Source organism: Arthrobacter sp. D1-17, assembly GCF_054130535.1.
In genome coordinates, this window is sequence record NZ_CP096382.1 from 176,076 (window position 1) to 194,318 (window position 18,243).

General features: G+C 65.7%; 16 protein-coding genes and 2 riboswitches. Of the genes, 2 read left to right on the forward strand and 14 right to left on the reverse strand.

Annotated elements, in window-relative coordinates; all coding sequences use genetic code 11:
• Positions 1 to 13: 13 nt before the first annotated feature.
• Both M1E01_RS00830 and M1E01_RS00835 read left to right on the forward strand, forming a co-directional pair.
• Positions 14 to 361, forward strand: coding sequence for a helix-turn-helix transcriptional regulator (locus M1E01_RS00830; RefSeq protein WP_457973240.1), 348 nt, complete (start codon positions 14 to 16; stop codon positions 359 to 361).
• Positions 358 to 1,593 carry a type II toxin-antitoxin system HipA family toxin gene (locus M1E01_RS00835; RefSeq protein ID WP_457973241.1) on the forward strand — a complete coding sequence of 412 codons (1,236 nt, stop codon included), beginning with the start codon at positions 358 to 360 and terminating at the stop codon, positions 1,591 to 1,593. Before M1E01_RS00830 ends, M1E01_RS00835 begins: the two co-directional genes overlap by 4 nt.
• A 94-nt stretch (positions 1,594 to 1,687) precedes the next feature.
• Here M1E01_RS00835 and M1E01_RS00840 read toward each other — a convergent pair whose 3' ends face one another.
• The 14 genes from M1E01_RS00840 to M1E01_RS00905 form a co-directional block, all read right to left on the reverse strand.
• The gene (locus M1E01_RS00840) at positions 1,688 to 2,305 is read right to left on the reverse strand and encodes a uracil-DNA glycosylase (protein ID WP_457973242.1); all 618 of its coding nucleotides are present in this window, start codon (positions 2,303 to 2,305) and stop codon (positions 1,688 to 1,690) included.
• 236 nt (positions 2,306 to 2,541) lie between these two features.
• Positions 2,542 to 4,668 carry a heavy metal translocating P-type ATPase gene (locus tag M1E01_RS00845; protein ID WP_457973243.1) on the reverse strand — a complete coding sequence of 709 codons (2,127 nt, stop codon included), beginning with the start codon at positions 4,666 to 4,668 and terminating at the stop codon, positions 2,542 to 2,544.
• Positions 4,669 to 4,904: 236 nt separating this feature from the next.
• Positions 4,905 to 5,114 (reverse strand): hypothetical protein, encoded by a 210-nt coding sequence (locus tag M1E01_RS00850; protein ID WP_457973244.1) that lies wholly within the window; start codon positions 5,112 to 5,114, stop codon positions 4,905 to 4,907.
• Between the two features lie 11 nt (positions 5,115 to 5,125).
• Positions 5,126 to 6,103 carry an NAD(P)/FAD-dependent oxidoreductase gene (locus M1E01_RS00855; protein WP_457973245.1) on the reverse strand — a complete coding sequence of 326 codons (978 nt, stop codon included), beginning with the start codon at positions 6,101 to 6,103 and terminating at the stop codon, positions 5,126 to 5,128.
• 174 nt (positions 6,104 to 6,277) lie between these two features.
• Positions 6,278 to 7,138 carry a Rieske 2Fe-2S domain-containing protein gene (locus M1E01_RS00860; protein WP_457973246.1) on the reverse strand — a complete coding sequence of 287 codons (861 nt, stop codon included), beginning with the start codon at positions 7,136 to 7,138 and terminating at the stop codon, positions 6,278 to 6,280.
• A 106-nt stretch (positions 7,139 to 7,244) separates the two neighbouring features.
• Positions 7,245 to 7,529 (reverse strand): DUF1540 domain-containing protein, encoded by a 285-nt coding sequence (locus tag M1E01_RS00865; RefSeq protein WP_457973247.1) that lies wholly within the window; start codon positions 7,527 to 7,529, stop codon positions 7,245 to 7,247.
• A gap of 160 nt (positions 7,530 to 7,689) precedes the next feature.
• The gene (gene lipA / locus M1E01_RS00870) at positions 7,690 to 8,691 is read right to left on the reverse strand and encodes a lipoyl synthase (RefSeq protein WP_457973248.1); all 1,002 of its coding nucleotides are present in this window, start codon (positions 8,689 to 8,691) and stop codon (positions 7,690 to 7,692) included.
• A gap of 82 nt (positions 8,692 to 8,773) precedes the next feature.
• Positions 8,774 to 10,180, reverse strand: a complete 1,407-nt coding sequence (locus M1E01_RS00875; protein WP_457973249.1) for an L-serine ammonia-lyase — start codon at positions 10,178 to 10,180, stop codon at positions 8,774 to 8,776.
• A gap of 53 nt (positions 10,181 to 10,233) precedes the next feature.
• The gene (gene glyA, locus M1E01_RS00880; RefSeq protein WP_457973250.1) at positions 10,234 to 11,538 is read right to left on the reverse strand and encodes a serine hydroxymethyltransferase; all 1,305 of its coding nucleotides are present in this window, start codon (positions 11,536 to 11,538) and stop codon (positions 10,234 to 10,236) included.
• A gap of 29 nt (positions 11,539 to 11,567) precedes the next feature.
• Positions 11,568 to 11,951 (reverse strand): glycine cleavage system protein GcvH, encoded by a 384-nt coding sequence (gcvH, locus tag M1E01_RS00885; protein ID WP_457973251.1) that lies wholly within the window; start codon positions 11,949 to 11,951, stop codon positions 11,568 to 11,570.
• A 109-nt stretch (positions 11,952 to 12,060) separates the two neighbouring features.
• Positions 12,061 to 13,194 (reverse strand): glycine cleavage system aminomethyltransferase GcvT, encoded by a 1,134-nt coding sequence (gene gcvT / locus M1E01_RS00890; RefSeq protein ID WP_457973252.1) that lies wholly within the window; start codon positions 13,192 to 13,194, stop codon positions 12,061 to 12,063.
• Positions 13,195 to 13,204: 10 nt separating this feature from the next.
• Positions 13,205 to 16,051: an aminomethyl-transferring glycine dehydrogenase gene (gene gcvP, locus M1E01_RS00895; protein ID WP_457973253.1), complete on the reverse strand. Its 2,847-nt coding sequence runs from the start codon at positions 16,049 to 16,051 to the stop codon at positions 13,205 to 13,207.
• 50 nt (positions 16,052 to 16,101) lie between these two features.
• A riboswitch (glycine riboswitch) is annotated at positions 16,102 to 16,201 on the reverse strand.
• Positions 16,202 to 16,302, reverse strand: a riboswitch (glycine riboswitch).
• Between the two features lie 324 nt (positions 16,303 to 16,626).
• Positions 16,627 to 17,169 carry an NADPH-dependent FMN reductase gene (locus M1E01_RS00900; protein WP_457973254.1) on the reverse strand — a complete coding sequence of 181 codons (543 nt, stop codon included), beginning with the start codon at positions 17,167 to 17,169 and terminating at the stop codon, positions 16,627 to 16,629.
• 97 nt (positions 17,170 to 17,266) lie between these two features.
• On the reverse strand, positions 17,267 to 17,695 hold the full coding sequence (locus tag M1E01_RS00905) for a hypothetical protein (protein ID WP_457973255.1): 429 nt from the start codon (positions 17,693 to 17,695) through the stop codon (positions 17,267 to 17,269).
• Positions 17,696 to 18,243 lie beyond the last annotated feature (548 nt).

Consider the following 18,243-nt stretch of genomic DNA (forward strand, 5'->3'; position numbering starts at 1 on the left):
TTTGGAGGGCAGAGTGGTTGCCTCCTTTCCAGAAGCCCTCGGTGCAGAAGTCCGCGCCCGCAGAGCCGCGCTGCGGCTGAACCAGCAGGACGTTGCGGACATGGCCGGAGTCTCCGAACGCTTCGTCCGGTTCGTGGAGCAGGGCAAGCCAAGCATCCAGCTGGACTCGCTGCTGGCCGTTCTGGAAACACTCGGCCTGGAGCTGAGGCTCGGCACCAGGTCCAGGGACGCCGCCCACGCGACGGTGCCCCAGCCGCCGCCGGCGCGGCCGTCACCCCAGCCGCCGGCCGCCCCGCCGTCGTCCCCGCAGGCGAAAGCCGGCCAAAAAGTCAGCAGCAGCCCGGGGGACAACCGGCCATGAGGCACCGCGTCGCCGATATCTACAAGCAGGGCGTGCTCGCGGCACGCTTGGAACGGCACGAGGGCGGCACCAGGTTCAGCTATGTGCCGGCCTATCTGCAGAGCGGCCGCCCCGCCGTCGCGAGTTCGCTGCCGCTGTCACCGGAACCGGTGATCTCCGGGGCAGGGGCAGCCCCGCCGTACTTCACGGGGCTGCTCCCCGAGGGGCGCCGGCTGAACGCGCTGCGCCGGTCCATCAAGACCAGCGCCGACGACGACCTTTCCCTCCTGATCGCCGCGGGCGGCAACCCTGTCGGCGACGTGCAGATCGTGGGGCACGGCGAGCTGCTGGACCCGGAGGAGCACGCGGTGGAGGTGGACCCGCGAAAGCCCGTGGACTTCGACGAGCTGCTGGGGGACTCGGGCCTGATCGACCCGGTGGCGCTCGCGGGTGTGCAGGACAAACTGTCCGCGGGAATGATCTCCATGCCGGTGGCCAGTGCGGGCCGGCGGTTCATCCTAAAGCTCAATGCCCCGGAGTTCCCGCACGTGGTGGAGAACGAGTTCATCATGTTCCGGTATGCGGCCAGGCTGCGGATTCCGTTGAGCCGGGTGCAGCTGATGCGGGACGTTGCCGGCCGGCCTGGGCTGCTGGTGGAGCGGTTCGACCGGGTGCCGTTGGTGGGAGGGCCAGGTGACGGTGACCGCGTGGCCCGCCTGGCCGTCGAGGACGGAGCGCAGGTGCTGAAGCTGTATCCGGCCGACAAGTACAACGTTGGTTTTGGGACGGTGTGCCGTGCCCTCGCCGAATACTGCGCCGCGCCGCTGCCTGCGCTGCGGAACCTGGCCATCCAGGTGGCTTTCGCATGGCTCAGCGGCAACGGTGACCTGCACGCGAAGAACGTGTCTATGGTGCAGCAGCCGCAGGGGGAATGGTCCATCGCCCCCGTGTACGACATCCCCTCCACGGTGGTTTACGGGGACAGGACTCTCGCCCTGACGCTCGGCGGCAAGCGTAACGGCATCTCGCGGAAGCACTTCGTGGGCTGGGCCATTGGCCTGGGGCTGACCGAACGCGCCGCGGTCCAGGCGGTGGAGCTCGCACTGAAAGCGGCAGGCCCGCTGCTTGCGGATTTGGAGGCCGGGACCGCGTTCGGACCAACAAACGACGACGGCGGCTCGCCATTTCCGGACATGGTCACCAGAGCGTGGGTCAAGGAGCTCAGGCACCGGCGGAGGCTGCTGGAGGGGTGAGCCACGCTCCCAAGGAGCCGCGCTCAAGTGAGCCACGCCGTGAGGCAAGCCGCCCTCCCGGGTGTGCTCGCGCCGTCGTCCTCTTCTGCAGGGATTAGAGGTGCTGGATGCCCGCCCGCTGCATCGCGTCCTTGTAGATGGCCACGCTCTTGGTGAGGAGCTCTTCCTGCTTGGCTTCGGAAACAGCAAAGGCCCGCCCGCCGAGCGCGCTGGCCTTGTAGATTTTGATGCCGCTGTTTTTCAGTGAGTAATGGTAGGTCTTCTCGAAGAGGGTCAGGAACGTCGCGGCGTCTGTGCCGTGGGCGATGATGGCGGAGACACGTTTGTTGATTTTCAGGAACTGGCGGAAGGGGCGCAGCCCGTCGGTCTTCTCCTGGACACTGAGTGCGGACGGCATGTCCGGGTCGCGCACCCAGGGGTAGGCGTTCCATGGCATGACGTAACGCGGGTCAAGCTCCGCGAGGTCGTAGATCTGCGTGGCCCGGCGCGCGGCTTCGTCATCATTGAAATGAGATACGAACCCCGACTCGGTGCCCTTGCCCGGACTGACGTGCAGGCTCACGATCCGGCATTCGTCCTCGTCGTGGATCGGGTCGATGTAGGGAACGACGGATCCCGGCTTCTTTTCCATGAGTTCGTCGCACAGCTGCGTCACTGCAGCGATGTTCGGTTCCTGTAGCAGGGCCTTTTTTTCGTCCCAGTCAATCGTCACGATCTCTCCCTCTGCAGCAAGGCGTCCAGAATCAGGCGTCTTGTTCCACTGTACGCTTTTGGCGGTTGGGGTGCGCGGGGAGATTCGTTCTGCTGCTTCGGCAGGCCTTCTGCCAGTTCCCGGTGAGCTTGCCGACGAGCGTTAATCGTACCGGAGGGCCTGGCGGAGATCCTTGTGCCCGTCAGGCCCCTCGCGGTGACCGGCAGCTGTGGGTGATCTGTCCCGGTGCCGGCGGCTTAGTGAACCTGAGCCGGGTTCAGTTTCAGCCGCCGCAGCAGCTGGGCGTTGAGGGCGACCACGATCGTGGAGGCTGACATCAGCACCGCGCCCGCCGCCGGGGAGAGCACGACGCCGGCGAAGGCCAGGACACCTGCTGCGAGCGGGACGGCGAGGATGTTGTAGCCGGTGGCCCAGATCAGGTTCTGCCACATCTTCCGATAGCTGGCGCGGGACAGGTCCACCATGGAGAGCACGGCCCGGGGGTCATTGCCGGCCAGCACAACTCCCGCCGACTCCATGGCGACGTCGGTTCCCGCTCCGATGGCGATACCAACCTCTGCCCTGGCAAGGGCGGGGGAGTCGTTGACGCCGTCGCCGACCATGGCTACTTTCAGCCCGCGGTGCTGCAGCTCGGTGACCTTCTTGTCCTTGTCGGCGGGCAGGACTTCGGCGAAGACCTCATCGATGTTCAGTTCGTCGGCGACCGCCTGGGCGACCTGCCGGGCATCGCCGGTGATCATGGCCACCTTGATGCCCCGCTCCTGGAGGGCGGCCACCGCCTGGCGGGACTCGGGCCGGATGGCGTCTTCGAGGCTGACGGCGCCGAGTACCTTGCCGTCCGCCAGGACGTGGAGCACGGCCGCGCCGCGGTCCCTCCACGCCCGGGTTGTTTCCGCCAAGGCAGGAGGTTCGCTGACGGCCAGCTCCCGCAGCAATGCCGGTCCGCCGACCTGCAGGGCCCGGCCGGCAACGCTTGCGCGGACGCCCCTGCCCGTCATCGAGTTAAAGTCTGATGCCCGGGGGATGTCCAAGGCCTGGTTCTTGGCGGCGCGCACGATCGCTCGCGCAACAGGGTGTTCGCTGTCCGATTCGACCGCCGCGGCCAGCGCCAGCAGCTCCTCCTGGCTGGTGCCATCGACGGCGGCGGCGTCCATCAGTTCCGGTTCACCCTTGGTAAGGGTGCCGGTCTTGTCGAACAGCACGACGTCGACGGTGCGCATGCGCTCCAGCGCCATCCGGTTCTTGATCAGTACGCCGGCGCGGGCTGCGCGCTCTGTGGAGATCGCGATCACGAGCGGGATGGCCAGGCCGAGGGCGTGCGGGCAAGCGATCACCAGGACGGTGACCGTGCGGGTTACCGCCTCCGGAAGGCTGCCCAAGAGGGTCCAGGCGATGAATGTCAGGACACCCACCCCGGCTGCAAAGTAGAAGAGGAATGCGGCGGCCCGGTCCGCCAGGGCCTGCGCCCTTGAGGACGAGGCCTGGGCCTCTGCCACCAGGCGCTGGATGCCCGCCAGCGCAGTGTCATCGCCGACGGCGGTGATCCGGACCCGGACCGTGTTGTCCGTTGCTATGGTGCCCGCGACCACTGCATCCCCGGCCGAGCGGGGCACCGTTTTAGACTCGCCGGTGATCATGGACTCGTCGAACTCGGCCTGCCCGTCGGTTATGGTGCCGTCCGCCGGCATCCGCGCACCCGAGCGGACCAGCACCACGTCCCCTGCCCTAAGCGCGGAGACGCTGACCGTTTCGGTGCCGGTGTCGGTAATCCTTTCCGCTTCGTCCGGCAGCAATGCCGCCAAGGCGTCGAGGGCACCCTGGGCGGAGCCGAGGGCGCGCATCTCGATCCAGTGGCCCAGGAGCATGATGGCCACGAGCAGGGCAAGCTCCCACCAGAAGTCCAGGTCAAAGCCGCCGATGCCCAGGGTGGTTACCCAGGACGCGATGAATGCGACCGTGATGGCCATGCCGATCAGCAGCATCATGCCGGGGCGCCGCGCCTTGAGTTCGCTCAATCCGCCCCGGAGGAACGGCTGGCCCCCGTAAAGGAAGATCACCGTCCCGAGGACCGGCGGTATCCACGTCGACCCTGGGAACCGGGGCGCGGTGTAGCCGAGTAAGTGCCCAAACATGGGACTGAAGAAGACGACGGGGACGGACAGGGCCAGGGTCAGCCAGAACCTGTCCTTGAACATGGCCGTGCTGTGCCCGGCGTGCTGGCCATGCGTATGTACAACGTGGTCGTCGTCCAGCTGATGACCGGTGTGGCCGTGGCCCTGTTCTTGGTGGCCGTGTTCTTCGTGGGCGTGTCCGGCGGAGGAGCGGGACTCCGCCAGCCCGAGGTCCTTCTGTGAATCACGCATGTCAGTTCCATTCCTCGAAAACGGGTAGGGCGCTGGGGTTGAACGGCTGTGACGGGGAGGGCATCCCCTGGACATACCACTTCACTGACAACACTGAAAAGATACCCCCGGGGGGTATCTTGAGTCAAGGGGCGATTCTTGTCGCGGCAGAAGAAATTCGGACGCAGAGCACGCTCACACGGAAGTGGCCGCCCGGGCTACCCCCTGGGCGGGCACTTCAGCTTCCGGGTGTCCACCTACTCGTGCTGCCCCTGCGTCTCTTCCTCGGTTTTGTGCCGGGCGTCCTGCAGGTGCTGCTCCAGCTTCGCTTCGGCATCCCGGCGGCGGTAGCCAATGGCCCTTGCCTGGGCAGCAGTGGGATGGCGGTGCTCCCGTTCCCACGCGTGGTCATTCACTCCGGTTGCTGGAACGGAATCGTCGTCGCGGGCGCTGCGGTTTTCGCTCATATCGGATGATCTCACAGGCTTCCACCAGAAGTCAGGCCGCCTTGTGCGGCCATGATCGCGCACCGCGTGTCCTCTGCCACCAGGTCTGTATTTATTGCGCTTGCCGCTTTCAGTCCTGAGGCGGCTGCCGTGATGACCTGCGCCTCTGGATCCGTGATGTTACCCGCGGCCCACACGCCGGCTATGGGGGTTCCTCCGCTTTCGTCGGTCTTCACATGTTGATTGGAGGCGTGGCCGGGATCATGTTCCTGCAGGCCGAGCGACTGCAGCAGGGGCGACTCTGTGATCGGCTTTGGACTGACCGCCAAGGCCCCGCAGGGAACCAGCCGGCCTGATTCCAAAATCACACCGGTGAGCGCGTCCTCAACGATATGAAGGGCTTTCACCCTGCCCTCAATGATCCTTATGGACCGGGCTGCGAGCTGTTTGCGCTCCACGTCGCTTGGTTCAGGCATGGTGTGCTGGAAAAGAGTGACGTCCTCGGCCCACTGCCGAAACAATAGCGCCTCCTGCACTGCCGCCGGTTCTGTGGCCAAAACGCCTACGGCCCGGTCCTGAAGGTCCCAGCCGTGGCAGTACGGGCAGTGCACCACATCCCGGCCCCACCGCTCCTTAACCCCCGCCACGTCGGGCAGCTCGTCGCCGAAACCGGAAGCAATTAACAGCCTGCGCGAGGTCAGCGACCGCCCGTCCTGCAGGCGCACCGTGAATTCTCCCGCGTTGCCGCTGGCCGCGACCGCCGTGCCTTCAATGAACTCCCCGCCCCGGCCATGGAGTTCCTCCCGGCCTGCGGCAAGCAGTTCCAGGGGTGACGTTCCCTCGCGGGACAGGAAGCCATGCACGGCGGACGATGCAGCATTCCGGGGGCTCCCGGCGTCGACGACCAGCACAGAACGGCGTGCGGAGGCGAGAGTGACAGCTGCACTCAACCCGGCGGCTCCGCCACCAATAACGATAACGTCATAGACGTGATGCTGGTTCTCGGGCATATGCACTCCGTCGGGTTCACCCCCGGAACCGCATGGACTTCACCGCCATGGTTTTCCGGAGAGGGGGCGATCGGGGACGGACTCTGCATACCGCCAGAACAACATCATAAGCACGCTTAGTAGTGCATGCAAAAGGGGTGGGGGATCAGGCCGAGCCCGGCGGCTTGACAAGCTTCAGCTCACGGACCGGCGCCGGCGAACCTCGATCTGGCCGTCATTTGCCCGCGTTTCGTAGCTGGGCTGCGGGTTGCTTGCGGGCCCGCGGACTATCCCGCCGTCCTCGAGCCGGAACGTGCTTCCGTGCCAGGGGCAGGTGACGCAACCGGCCTCGATGTTTCCCTCTTCCAGAGGGCCGCCCATGTGGCTGCAAACGCTGTCCAGCGCCAGAAATCTGGAGCCCGCACGGTGCACCAGAACGGTTACCTTGCCGGCGTCCACTTTCCGGTGCTCGCCGTCGGCGAGTTCCGATTCCGCCAGGACAGCCGTCCACTCCTTCGGCCCCGCCCTGCCGGCCGTTTTGTTGATGTTGACTGCGTTGCTGTAGCTGAGATGGCCGCCCAAGAACCCGCCAAACATCAGAATGCCGAAGCCCGCCAGCCCCAGGATTTTCCCGACCGACCGGCTGCCCTTGGCCCGCGCAACTGCTGATGAGGTGAAGAGGCACAGCGCCGTGCTGTTCGCCAAGGCATGAACCGTGCCCACCCTGCGCGCTTTCCCCGTCGTGTCCGACCAGTCATTGAGCCCTGAGGCAGCGGTGGGAATGGCTGTCGCAATTCCCACCGCCACGAGGATGTCGGCAGCAGGCTCGGAATCTTTCCCGCCTATCGAGTCCAGCACGGTCGACATGCTCCACGCCCCAATAGGCAAGTCGGTCATGATTGGATGCAGGGGATGTCCGATGGGTGTCCCGCTCAGCAGGTTGCGGACGAACTGCGGCTGCACCGCCTGTCCCACAACCTTTGAAACGGAGGATGCGACCCCGTCGAGGCGGTCAAATCGTTCAATGGCATCCACTAAGGCAAGCAACGGGTTCATGGCGGACTCCTTCGTCCCAGTCAGGAATGCAACATCAGTTCATTCGGGTACGGGAAGCAAACAGGGCCGGCCGCGAAATAGGCGGCCAGCCCTGTAAGGACGGCGGTTACCGGTGGGCGTAGGTGAGGCAGTCGGCGTTGTCGCGGCCGGGGCCCACGTGTACCTCGGAGGCTCCGCACATGAGGTGGTCGTTGTGGACGCATTCGGAGCGCTGGCAGGCTCCGACGTCGGCGAGGACCTTGGGGAGTCCGCCGTGGGAGCCGGTGTCGATGAAGGTGGCGCAGTGGGCATGGTTTTCGTCTCCGCCGACGGTGATGGCGGCGGCGTTGCAGTTGGTGTGGTCGTTGAAGGAACAGTTCGTTACGCTGCAGTCTGCGACGTGCGTTGTCATGGGAGATTCCTCCTGGTCCGGCTGCCCGGGACGGGCAGCGCCTTGGGTCCACGGTATGCCGGTCCGGGCCGATCAAAAAGACCCAATCATGTGCCCTAATTCGTCCCCGGCTCGCCTTCTCTGGACTCCTTCTCGCGGGACTCCATTCTCCCGGACGGGCTTATCCCGCGAGCAGGGTGCTGGCTTCCTGGCGGGTGGTTCCGGAGGATTCGATGTGGGCGAGTTCGGCGGGGATTTCCCGGCCTTTCTTGCGCATTGCGGTGGCCCAGAGCCGGCCGGCGCGGTAGGAGGAGCGGACCAGGGGGCCGGACATGACGCCGAGGAAGCCGATCTCGTCCGCTTCCTGCTGCAGGTCCACGAATTCCTGCGGCTTGACCCAGCGGTCCACCGGCAGGTGCCGTTCGGAGGGGCGCAGGTACTGGGTGATGGTGATCAGGTCGCAGCCGGCCTCGTGCAGGTCCTGCAGGGCTTCGGAGATTTCCTGGCGGGTCTCGCCCATGCCCAGGATGAGGTTGGATTTGGTGACCATGCCCAGGTTCCGTCCCTGGGTGATGACGTCCAGGGAGCGTTCGTAGCGGAACGCCGGGCGGATGCGCTTGAAGATCCGCGGCACGGTTTCGACGTTGTGGGCGAACACCTCGGGGGCCGAGTCGCAGATCGCGGCGATGTGGTCGGGTTTGCCGGAGAAGTCCGGGATCAAAAGTTCGACGCCGGTGCCCGGGTTCAGTTCGTGGATCTTGCGGACCGTTTCGGCGTAGAGCCAGACGCCCTCGTCGGCGAGGTCGTCGCGGGCGACGCCGGTGACGGTGGCGTAGCGCAGGGCCATGGTCTGCACCGAGCGGGCCACCTTGGTCGGTTCGAACCTGTCTACGGGGGAGGGCTTGCCGGTGTCGATCTGGCAGAAGTCACAGCGCCGGGTGCATTCGGAGCCGCCGATCAGGAACGTCGCTTCCTTGTCTTCCCAGCACTCGAAGATGTTCGGGCACCCGGCTTCCTCGCAGACGGTGTGCAGGCCTTCCTTCTTCACCAGGTTCTTGAGCTGGACGAACTCCGGGCCCATCTGGACCTTGGCCTTGATCCACTCCGGCTTGCGCTCCACCGGGGTGGCCGCATTGCGCTGCTCGATGCGCAGCATCTTCCGGCCTTCTGGTGCCAGTGTCACAGGAGAACTCCTTCGGAGATGAAATGCTTTTTCTTGTTATGGGACGTCGACAGCCGCAGCGGGGCGTGGCCCCGGGCTTCGACTAGCATGCGACGACGTTGACGGCGAGGCCGCCCATGGCGGTTTCCTTGTACTTATCGCTCATGTCCTTGCCGGTTTCGCGCATGGTGATGATGACCTCGTCCAGTGAGACGCGGTGGGTGCCGTCGCCCCAGAGCGCCATTTTCGCGGCGTTGATGGCCTTCGCCGCGGCGATCGCGTTGCGTTCGATGCAGGGCACCTGCACCAGGCCCCCGATCGGGTCACACGTCAGGCCCAGGTTGTGTTCCATCGCGATCTCCGCGGCGTTCTCCACCTGCGCCGGGGACCCGCCCATCACCTCGGCCAGGCCCGCGGCGGCCATCGAGGACGCCGACCCGACCTCGCCCTGGCAGCCGACCTCCGCCCCGGAAATGGACGCCTGTTCCTTGTACAGCACCCCGACCGCGCCGGCGGCGAGCAGGAACTTCACCACCACATCGTCCCGGTCGGCCTGGGTCGCCTGGTCCATGCCGGGGGCGTAGTGCAGCGCGTAATACAGCACCGCCGGGATGATGCCCGCGGCCCCGTTCGTCGGGGCGGTGACCACCCGCCCGCCCGAAGCGTTCTCCTCATTGACCGCCAGCGCGATCAGGTTCACCCATTCCTGCCAATACCGGCCGTCCCGGTCCGTGTCTTCCTTCAGCAGCCGCTCATGCCAGTCCGGGGCGCGGCGGCGGACCTTCAGCCCGCCCGGCAACAGTCCCTCCCGCTTCAGGCTGGTCTGCACACACTCCTCCATCACGGAGTAGATGCGCCCCAGCCCCTCCCGGATCTCCTCCTCCGAACGGGAAGCGCGTTCATTGACGAGCATGACCTCGCTGATCGACAGGCCCTGGGCGCGGCAATGCTCCAGCAGCTCCGCGGCCGTGCGGAACGGCAGCGGCAGCTCCTTCTTGGACTCCTCCAGCTCCTGCAGCGCCGCGTCCTCCTCGCCCTCCCGGACAATGAACCCGCCCCCGACCGAGAAGATCGTCGCCCTGTGCAGCACCTCGCCGGCGGCGTCGGACACGGTAAACGTCATCCCGTTGGTGTGCCGGGGCAGCACGGTCAAGGGCCGCAACACCATATCCTCCACCCCATACGGCAACCGCACACCGCCGCCCGCGCCGGCCAGCTGCAGCATCCCGGTCTCCGCGATGTCCGCCAGCCGGGACTCCACCTCCTCCGGCAGGATCAACTCCGGATGAAAGCCCTCCAGGCCCAACAGGACCGCGGTCATCGTCCCGTGCCCGTAACCCGTCGCAGCCAGCGAACCGTACAGATCCACCCGCAACGACGCCACCCGCTCCAACACCCCGGACGCCCTAAGCTCCTCCGCAAACACCGCAGCAGCACGCATCGGCCCCACAGTGTGCGAACTCGACGGGCCGATTCCGATGGAGAAAAGGTCAAAGACACCAACAGCCATGATCAGTTCCTAAAAGTTAGTAATGGAGGTGATGGGCCGGGGTTGCGACAAGCTCAATGAGAGAGGTTGGCCATGCCCGGGTAGAGGGGGTGGGCGGCGGCGAGAGCCTCGACGCGGGTGCGCAGGCCCGAGAGGTCAGCACCGGCGCCGGCAGTCAAAGCCTCGGCGATGATGTCCGCGACCTCAGCGAACGCGGCTTCGCCGAAGCCCCGCGTCGCGAGGGCCGGGGTACCGATGCGGAGCCCGGAGGTGACCATCGGCGGGCGCGGATCAAACGGCACGGCGTTGCGGTTGACCGTGATGTCGATGGAGGCGAGGCGGTCCTCGGCCTGCTGCCCGTCGAGTTCGCAGTCGCGGAGGTCCACGAGCACGAGGTGCACGTCGGTTCCGCCGGAGACCACGGAGATTCCCTTGGCGGTGACGTCCGGCTGGACCAGACGTTCGGCGAGGATCCTGGCGCCGGCAAGCACGCGCTCCTGGCGCTCCTTGAACTCGGCTGAGGCTGCGATCTTGAATGCCACGGCCTTGCCGGCGATGACGTGTTCCAGCGGGCCGCCCTGCTGGCCCGGGAACACGGCCGAGTTGATCTTCTTGGCGATGCCGGCATCATTGGTCAGGATGATTCCGCCGCGCGGACCGGCGAGGGTCTTGTGCGTGGTGGAGGTGGTGACATGCGCGTGCGGCACGGGGGACGGGTGCAGGCCTGCTGCCACCAGGCCGGCGAAGTGAGCCATGTCCACCATCAGGTACGCGCCTACCGAATCCGCGATGCGGCGGAACTCAGCGAAGTCGAGCTGCCGGGCATAGGCGGACCAGCCGGCAACGATCAGCTGCGGCTTGTGCTCCTGCGCCAGGCGCTCCACTTCGGCCATGTCGATCCGGTGGTCCTCCTCGCGGACCTGGTACGGGATCACGTTGTACAGACGTCCGGAGAAGTTAATCCGCATGCCGTGGGTCAGGTGGCCGCCGTGGGCCAGGTTCAGGCCCATGATGGTGTCCCCCGGCTTGATCAGCGCATGCATCACCGAGGCGTTGGCCTGCGCGCCCGAGTGCGGCTGGACATTGGCGAATTCGGCGCCAAAGAGGGACTTCACCCGGTCGATCGCAAGCTGCTCGACGACGTCCACATGCTCGCAACCGCCGTAGTAGCGCTTGCCCGGGTAACCCTCGGCGTACTTGTTCGTCAGAACCGATCCCTGAGCCTGCATCACCGCGGCAGCGGTGTGGTTCTCAGAGGCGATCATCTCCAGGCCGTCGCGCTGGCGGACGAGCTCGTCGTCGATCTTCGCTGCGATCTCCGGGTCCAGCTCGCCAAGTTCGGCGTTGAGGCTCGGGGAGAGAACCTGCTGGAAGGCCATTCTCTCTATGCCTGCGGCACGGGCGGCGCTCACAGCTCGCCGCCGTTCTTGGACGCGTACTCCTCGGCGGACAGCAGGGGGCCCTCGGACTCAACTGCAACCTTGAAGAGCCATCCTGCACCGTACGGGTCGTTGTTGATGACAGCCGGATCGGAAACAACAACGTCGTTGACTTCCGTGACCTCGCCCGACACGGGGGAGTACAGGTCGGAGACCGACTTGGTGGACTCCACCTCGCCGCAGGTCTCGCCGGCAGTCACAGTGGAGCCGACCTCGGGCAGGTCCACGTAAACAATGTCGCCGAGGGCGTCCGTGGCCACGGCGGAAATGCCGATCGACATCAGGTTCCCGCCATCACGGGACACCCATTCGTGCTCGTCGGAGTACTGAAGTTCAGGGGCGACTTTTGCCATGTTGTTGGTTCCTTAGGTTTCGGTGATTTCGGAAAGTGAGAGAGCGCCGGGTTGAACCGTGCAGAAAGTGAGAGAGCGTCCGGGGGTGGTCCCGGAACCGTCCCGCAGGCTACGTGGCGCGTTTGTAGAACGGGAGTGCCACGACTTCGAAGGGTTCTGCCTTGCCGCGGAGGTCGATGTCCAAGGGCGTGCCGGGCTCGGTGTATTCGACGTCGACGTAGGCCATAGCGACGGGGTAACCCAGGGTGGGGCTGGGCTGGCCGGAGGTCACTTCACCGACGACGTTGCCGTCCTTGAGTACGGGGTAGTGTGCCCGGCCGGCGCGGCGGCCGAGGCCCTTGAGGCCTACGAGCTTCCGTCCCGTGCTGGTTCCGGCTCCGGCTTCCTTCTTGGCCGCCAGGGCTGCCTTGCCGACGAAGTCGCCTTCCTTGGACAGCGCGACGACGGGACCCAGGCCCGCGGCGAAGGGGTCGCCGTCGAGGGACAGTTCGTTGCCGTAGAGCGGCATGCCGGCCTCCAGACGGAGGGAATCGCGGCAGGCCAGGCCGGCCGGAATGAGCCCGTGCACAGCGCCCGCGTCCAGCAGCGCTTCCCACAATCCGGATGCGTCAGCGTTGGGAACGTAGATTTCGAAGCCGTCCTCTCCCGTGTAGCCGGTGCGGGCCAGCAACAGGGTGTGGACGGTGCTGTTGACGGATATTCCTACCTCCACGGCAGCGTAATACTTCAGCCCGGTGACGAGCTCGTGCTGTTCGGCCGGGACCAGTCCCAGCAGGATGGCCTCGGCGTTGGGTCCCTGGACCGCGATGAGCGAGGTTTCGGCGGAGACGTCGTCCACGACGACGTCGAATCCTGCCGCGCGCTCGACGAGGGCGGCGGCGACGGTGGCAGCGTTGCCCGCGTTCGGCACCACCAGATACTTGTCGTCGCTCCGGCGGTACGAGATGAGGTCATCGATGATGCCGCCGTCCTCGTTGCAGATCAGCGAGTACTTGGCCTTGCCGACAGCAATGGAAGAGAGCTTTCCCGCGAGGGCGTAGTCCAGGAAGGCTCCGGCGTCCGGCCCGGTGACCCAGACTTCGCCCATGTGGGAGAGGTCGAAGATGCCGGCGGCGTTGCGGACGGCGTGGTGCTCGGCCAGCTCGGAGGTGTATTTGAGCGGCATCTGCCAGCCGCCGAAGTCGGTGAAGGAGGCGCCGGCCGCTTTATGCGCGTCATAGAGCGCGGTGTAGTTCTCAGTCATTGTGAAGTCCTTAGCTCTCAAATTCGGAAAGCGGCGGGCAGGAACAGACCAGGTTCCGGTCCCCGGCTGCGCCGTCGATGCGGCCCACGGGCGCGAAGTACTTGTCCTGCTTGAGGGAGTGCACGGGGAACACGGCCTGCTCGCGGGGGTAGTCACGGTTCCAGTCGGAGCTGATGACCGCGGCCGCGGTGTGCGGGGCGTTACGCAGCGGGCTGTTCTCCACAGTGAAGTCACCGTTGGCGACCTGGTCGATCTCGCGGCGGATGGAAACCATGGCCTCGATGAACCGGTCGATCTCGGCCAGGTCCTCGGACTCGGTCGGCTCCACCATCAGGGTCCCGGCCACCGGGAACGCCAGGGTGGGGGCGTGGAAGCCGTAGTCGATCAGGCGCTTGGCCACGTCCTCGGCCGTGACACCGGTCCGGGCCGTGAGTTCGCGCAGGTCCAGGATGCACTCGTGCGCCACCAGGCCGCCCTCACCGGTGTACAGCACCGGGAAGTGCTCATCCAGGCGCGCAGCGACGTAGTTCGCCGCGAGCAGCGCCGACTTCGTGGCCTCGGTCAGCCCGTCCCCGCCCATCAGCTTCACGTACGCCCAGGAGATCGGCAGCACCCCGGCGGAGCCGAAGCGCGAGGCCGAGATCGGCACGTCATCACCCTCACTCCAGGACGCCGCGTTGCCGGGCATGAACGGTGCCAGGTGCGCCTTGGCCGCGACCGGGCCGACGCCGGGCCCGCCACCGCCGTGCGGGATGCAGAAGGTCTTGTGCAGGTTCAGGTGCGACACGTCCCCGCCGAACTTGCCCGGCTGGGCCAGCCCCACCAGGGCGTTAAGGTTCGCGCCGTCAACGTAGACCTGCCCGCCCGCGGCGTGCACCGCGTCGCAGACCTCACGGACGTCCCCGTCGTACACCCCGTGGGTGGAGGGGTAGGTGATCATGATGCACGACAGCGCGTCCTTGTGCGCCTCGATCTTCGCGTACAGGTCCGCGTGGTCAATGGTGCCGTCCGCCGCGGTGGCCACCACCACGACCTTCATGCCCGCCAGCACCGCCGAGGCAGCGTTCGTGCCGTGCGCCGAGGCCGGAATCAGGCAAATGTTCCGCTGTCCCTCGCCACGGGACCGGTGGTAACCGCGGATCGCCAGCAGACCCGCCAGCTCACCCTGGGACCCGGCATTGGGCTGGATCGAGACCTGGTCATAGCCGGTGATCTCGGTCAGCTGCGCCTCCAGATCAGCGATCAGCTCACGCCAGCCCGCCGTCTGGGAATCCGGCGCGAACGGGTGAATCGAGGCGAACTCCGGCCAGGAAATGGCCTCCATCTCGGCCGTCGCATTCAGCTTCATCGTGCAGGACCCCAACGGAATCATCGTGCGGTCCAGCGCCAGGTCACGGTCCGACAACCGCCGGATATAACGCAGCAGCTGCGTCTCGGACCGGTGCGTATTGAACACCGGATGCTCCAGGTAACCGGAGGTGCGCAGGACGGACTTGGGCAGGTCAAAGCCTGCTGCGTCACGCACGGGCCCGGCGCCGAAGGCGACGGCAACAGCGGACAGGGTTGCCGGCGTCGTGGTCTCATCAACGGAGACGCCCACGGTGTCCTCGTCAACGAAGCGCAGATTGATGCCGAGGGCTTCCGCGGCGGTGATGACCCTGCGGGCCTTGCCCGGGACGCGCACGGTGAGGGTATCGAAAAAGGACTCGCTGACCAGTTCGCGGCCTGCCGTTTTCAGGGCGGCGGCCAGGACGCGCGTGTTGTTGTGGACCGTCTCAGCGATCGCCTTGAGGCCGTCAGGGCCGTGGTAGACGGCGTAAAAGGAGGACACGATGGCCAGCAGCGCCTGCGCGGTGCAGATGTTGGACGTCGCCTTTTCACGGCGGATGTGCTGCTCCCGGGTCTGCAGCGCCAGCCGGTAAGCGGTGGCACCGGCGTTGTCCTTGGAGACGCCGACGATGCGGCCGGGGAGCGTGCGCTCCATGCCGGTGCGCACGGCCATGTAGGCGGCGTGGGGTCCGCCGAAGAACAGCGGCACACCCAGCCGCTGCGCGGACCCGACGGCGATATCCGCGCCCTGCTCGCCGGGAGGCGTGATCAGGGTCAGGGCCAGCAGGTCAGCTGAGACCGTGACCAGGGCACCACGTTCCTTGGCGGCGGCAATCACGGGGGACTGGTCCCAGACCCGGCCGGAGACTCCGGGCTGCTGCAGGACGACGCCGTTGATGTCACCGTCAGGCAGTCCGTAGGACAAATCCGCGACCTCGACCTCGAAGCCCAGCGCCTCGGCGCGACCCTTGACGATGGCGATGGTCTGCGGCAGGCAGTCAGCGTCCAGGACGGTCTTGCCCTCGCGGGCTTGCTTGTTCTTGTTGGCCCGGCGCATCAGCAGCACCGCCTCGGCCACCGCCGTTGCTTCATCCAGCAGCGAGGCATTGGCGATTGGCAGGCCAACGAGGTCCTGGACCATGGTCTGGAAGTTCAGCAGCGCCTCAAGGCGGCCCTGGGAGATCTCCGGCTGGTACGGGGTGTAGGCCGTGTACCACGCAGGGGACTCCAGGATGTTGCGGCGGATCACCGGAGGCGTCACGGTGTCGTAGTAGCCCTGACCGATCATCTGAACCGCGGTCTTGTTCTTCGCGGCCAGCCTGCGGAGCTCGGCGAGGACCTCGACTTCGCTGAGCGCGGCGGTGAGTTGCAGGGCGTTCTCTTGGCGGATGGAGGCCGGGACGGCCGTTTCAACGAGGCCATCGACCGAGTCGTAACCGATGCTCTTGAGCATGATGTCAACGTCGGCCTGGCGCCGGGCACCGATGTGCCGGTCGGCAAAAGTTGACGGAAGCGATTGAATCGTCATGAGGAACTCCAGGTCTGGCCGGCCCTGAGGGGCGCGGCGTCGGTTGGGTTCCTCCCCGCTCTGTATTGGACCTGAGAGATTCCGCGGAGATGGTCTTCCGCTTGCACCGTCGGTGAGCCAGGACGTCGCCTGACTGCTTTCCAGAGTTGCCTCGCCGCAGCGGTACATGGGCCTGAGAGATTCCTGGGGAGGATTTGCTCCTACGGCGCCTGCCCGGTGAATGACTGGGAGGACTCTCCCGCCACGGCTCGAAAGGCTATAAAAATGTGGTGATTCGGCTCACAACTTACCGGAGATTTTCTCGGAGGCCAAATCGAGGCCGTAGACGGCTCTTGAAGCATTCGATTCGAACCGGCCAGGACACCTGCACACAGGTCTCGCTTTGACACCTGCCCGTGACCAAGACCACACTGAACCCACTCTCCCGCAGGCTCCTGACCTCAGGGAGCTACTCTTCCGAGTCCCTTATCTCCAAGCTCTCCGCCGCGCGTCCGCCTCCTGCAGGCATTGACCTTTACAGCTTCGACAACCTCGAACAGCGATGGTGGGGACATATCCGGCCGCCGTTTCCCAGCTCAGAGGCGTGTCGTCTTGAGCGCCGTCGACCAGGAGATGAGCTGCTCCAGGAGCGGCTCCAAAGCTTCTTCGGCGCTTTCACTCGGGGTGAAGGTGGTGAAATTCTCGAATTCGGTGGTGAAGGGCAACGCCACCTGAGCGCGCACTCCGGCCATTTGTAGTTCGGCAGTGATCAGCCGGAGGTTCTCGACAGCACGCACCCCGCCGGCGCTGCCGTAACTGACAAACCCCGCAGCCTTGTTGTTCCATTCCGCGTAGAGGTAATCCAAAGCATTTTTCAAAGCACCGGGAACGGAGTGGTTATATTCGGCCGTCACGAAGATAAAACCGTCGAACCTTGAGACGGCCCCGGCCCAGACTTTCGTATGCGGTTGCGTGTAATTCCCCATAGAAGGCGGCATTGGTTCATCCAGCAGCGGAAGGTCATAATCTGCGAGGTCGAGCATTTCGAACTCTGCACCGCCCCGGGCAGAAGCCCTTGAAAGCACCCAGTCGGCAACTTGTTTGCTGCGGCGCTGGGGCCGTGTGCTGCCGACGACCACTGCTATTTTCACCATGAGTACGGTTCCCTTCCGGCCTTGGCTTTCGGTTCACGCGTTGTGAGGCAACGATAAGCACCGGTGCCAGTGGACTTCCATCTCACTCCGGAATTTCCAGCCGGAAGCCGCAGGTGCAGTCCAGCATCTGAACGGGGAGCAAGACGCTGCGCAGCCGGCCGGGAAAAGGGCCGTTGCTGAACCAGTAATGCAGCACCTCGAGCTCGTGGCCGGTTATCTCCATGGGGCAGCCGCAGTGGATGTACTCCTCACCGAAAATGAGTACGTCCGGGGTCCAGAGCACTTGCCGCAAAGCTGCCGTGACGTCGCCCATGTACGCGGTATGTTCATGAAAGTGCAGGCAGTCCATGCAGGTGTAGGCGACCGTGACCAAGTCGCCGTCACCGGCTGCCAATGCCGTTATTGCCCGGATGGCCAGGTTGTGCTCGGTGCCGCATTCTTCGCAGCGGAGGCGGTGCGGCTTGGGCGGCCGCGGGTCCCCTGGCCTGTGTCCATTGGATATGAAGGACATGCTAGGCCGCGCGAACAGGGCTGGACACTGACCTGCGGTTGTGGATCCGCTGGTCATCTGTGGAATGTGTGGCGCCGGTGCCCGCTGTTCTGACTGCCGATGCTTTTTGGATAAGCTGCTTCTGCGTTGAGGCCATGGGTGGCGCTTTCCGCGGGGTGCTTCCTGGCCGCCGTTCTGCTGCAGCGGTTTTCGTTCCGGCCATGCAGTCGGCCTGAGGACTTTCTAGACTCCATTAAAGGAGAAATTTAACTCTACGACTGGCACCACCAGGTGTACAGGCGGCACTGTCGCCCAGCCCCGCACACAGCCATCCGCTTCCCCGGTCCGTGAGCTACATCGCCGGGCGCGGTGCCTAAACCTGCCCGCCACGAGCATCGCGGCAACGGGCATCCGAGCCGAGCACCAGCACCGCCCTGGCGCCCAGCAGTGACCGCGGCCGACTTGGGCTGCCTGGCGGAGGCCAGCACCAGGTCGGTGCCCGATGGAGGTGGGAGCATCGTAAAGCAGTAGGAACAGGCTAGGGGCGGACCCGGGCCTGCAACATTTAA

What these genes read in the sequence shown, in the direction of transcription:
- M1E01_RS00845 (WP_457973243.1), bottom strand. Translation starts at nt 4,668, where the DNA reads ATGCGTGATTCACAGAAGGACCTCGGGCTGGCGGAGTCCCGCTCCTCC.
- M1E01_RS00865 (WP_457973247.1), bottom strand. Translation starts at nt 7,529, where the DNA reads ATGACAACGCACGTCGCAGACTGCAGCGTAACGAACTGTTCCTTCAAC.
- M1E01_RS00850 (WP_457973244.1), bottom strand. Translation starts at nt 5,114, where the DNA reads ATGAGCGAAAACCGCAGCGCCCGCGACGACGATTCCGTTCCAGCAACC.
- gcvT (WP_457973252.1), bottom strand. Translation starts at nt 13,194, where the DNA reads ATGACTGAGAACTACACCGCGCTCTATGACGCGCATAAAGCGGCCGGC.
- gcvP (WP_457973253.1), bottom strand. Translation starts at nt 16,051, where the DNA reads ATGACGATTCAATCGCTTCCGTCAACTTTTGCCGACCGGCACATCGGT.
- M1E01_RS00905 (WP_457973255.1), bottom strand. Translation starts at nt 17,695, where the DNA reads ATGTCCTTCATATCCAATGGACACAGGCCAGGGGACCCGCGGCCGCCC.
- gcvH (WP_457973251.1), bottom strand. Translation starts at nt 11,951, where the DNA reads ATGGCAAAAGTCGCCCCTGAACTTCAGTACTCCGACGAGCACGAATGG.
- M1E01_RS00835 (WP_457973241.1), top strand. Translation starts at nt 358, where the DNA reads ATGAGGCACCGCGTCGCCGATATCTACAAGCAGGGCGTGCTCGCGGCA.
- M1E01_RS00855 (WP_457973245.1), bottom strand. Translation starts at nt 6,103, where the DNA reads ATGCCCGAGAACCAGCATCACGTCTATGACGTTATCGTTATTGGTGGC.
- M1E01_RS00875 (WP_457973249.1), bottom strand. Translation starts at nt 10,180, where the DNA reads ATGGCTGTTGGTGTCTTTGACCTTTTCTCCATCGGAATCGGCCCGTCG.
- M1E01_RS00860 (WP_457973246.1), bottom strand. Translation starts at nt 7,138, where the DNA reads ATGAACCCGTTGCTTGCCTTAGTGGATGCCATTGAACGATTTGACCGC.
- glyA (WP_457973250.1), bottom strand. Translation starts at nt 11,538, where the DNA reads ATGGCCTTCCAGCAGGTTCTCTCCCCGAGCCTCAACGCCGAACTTGGC.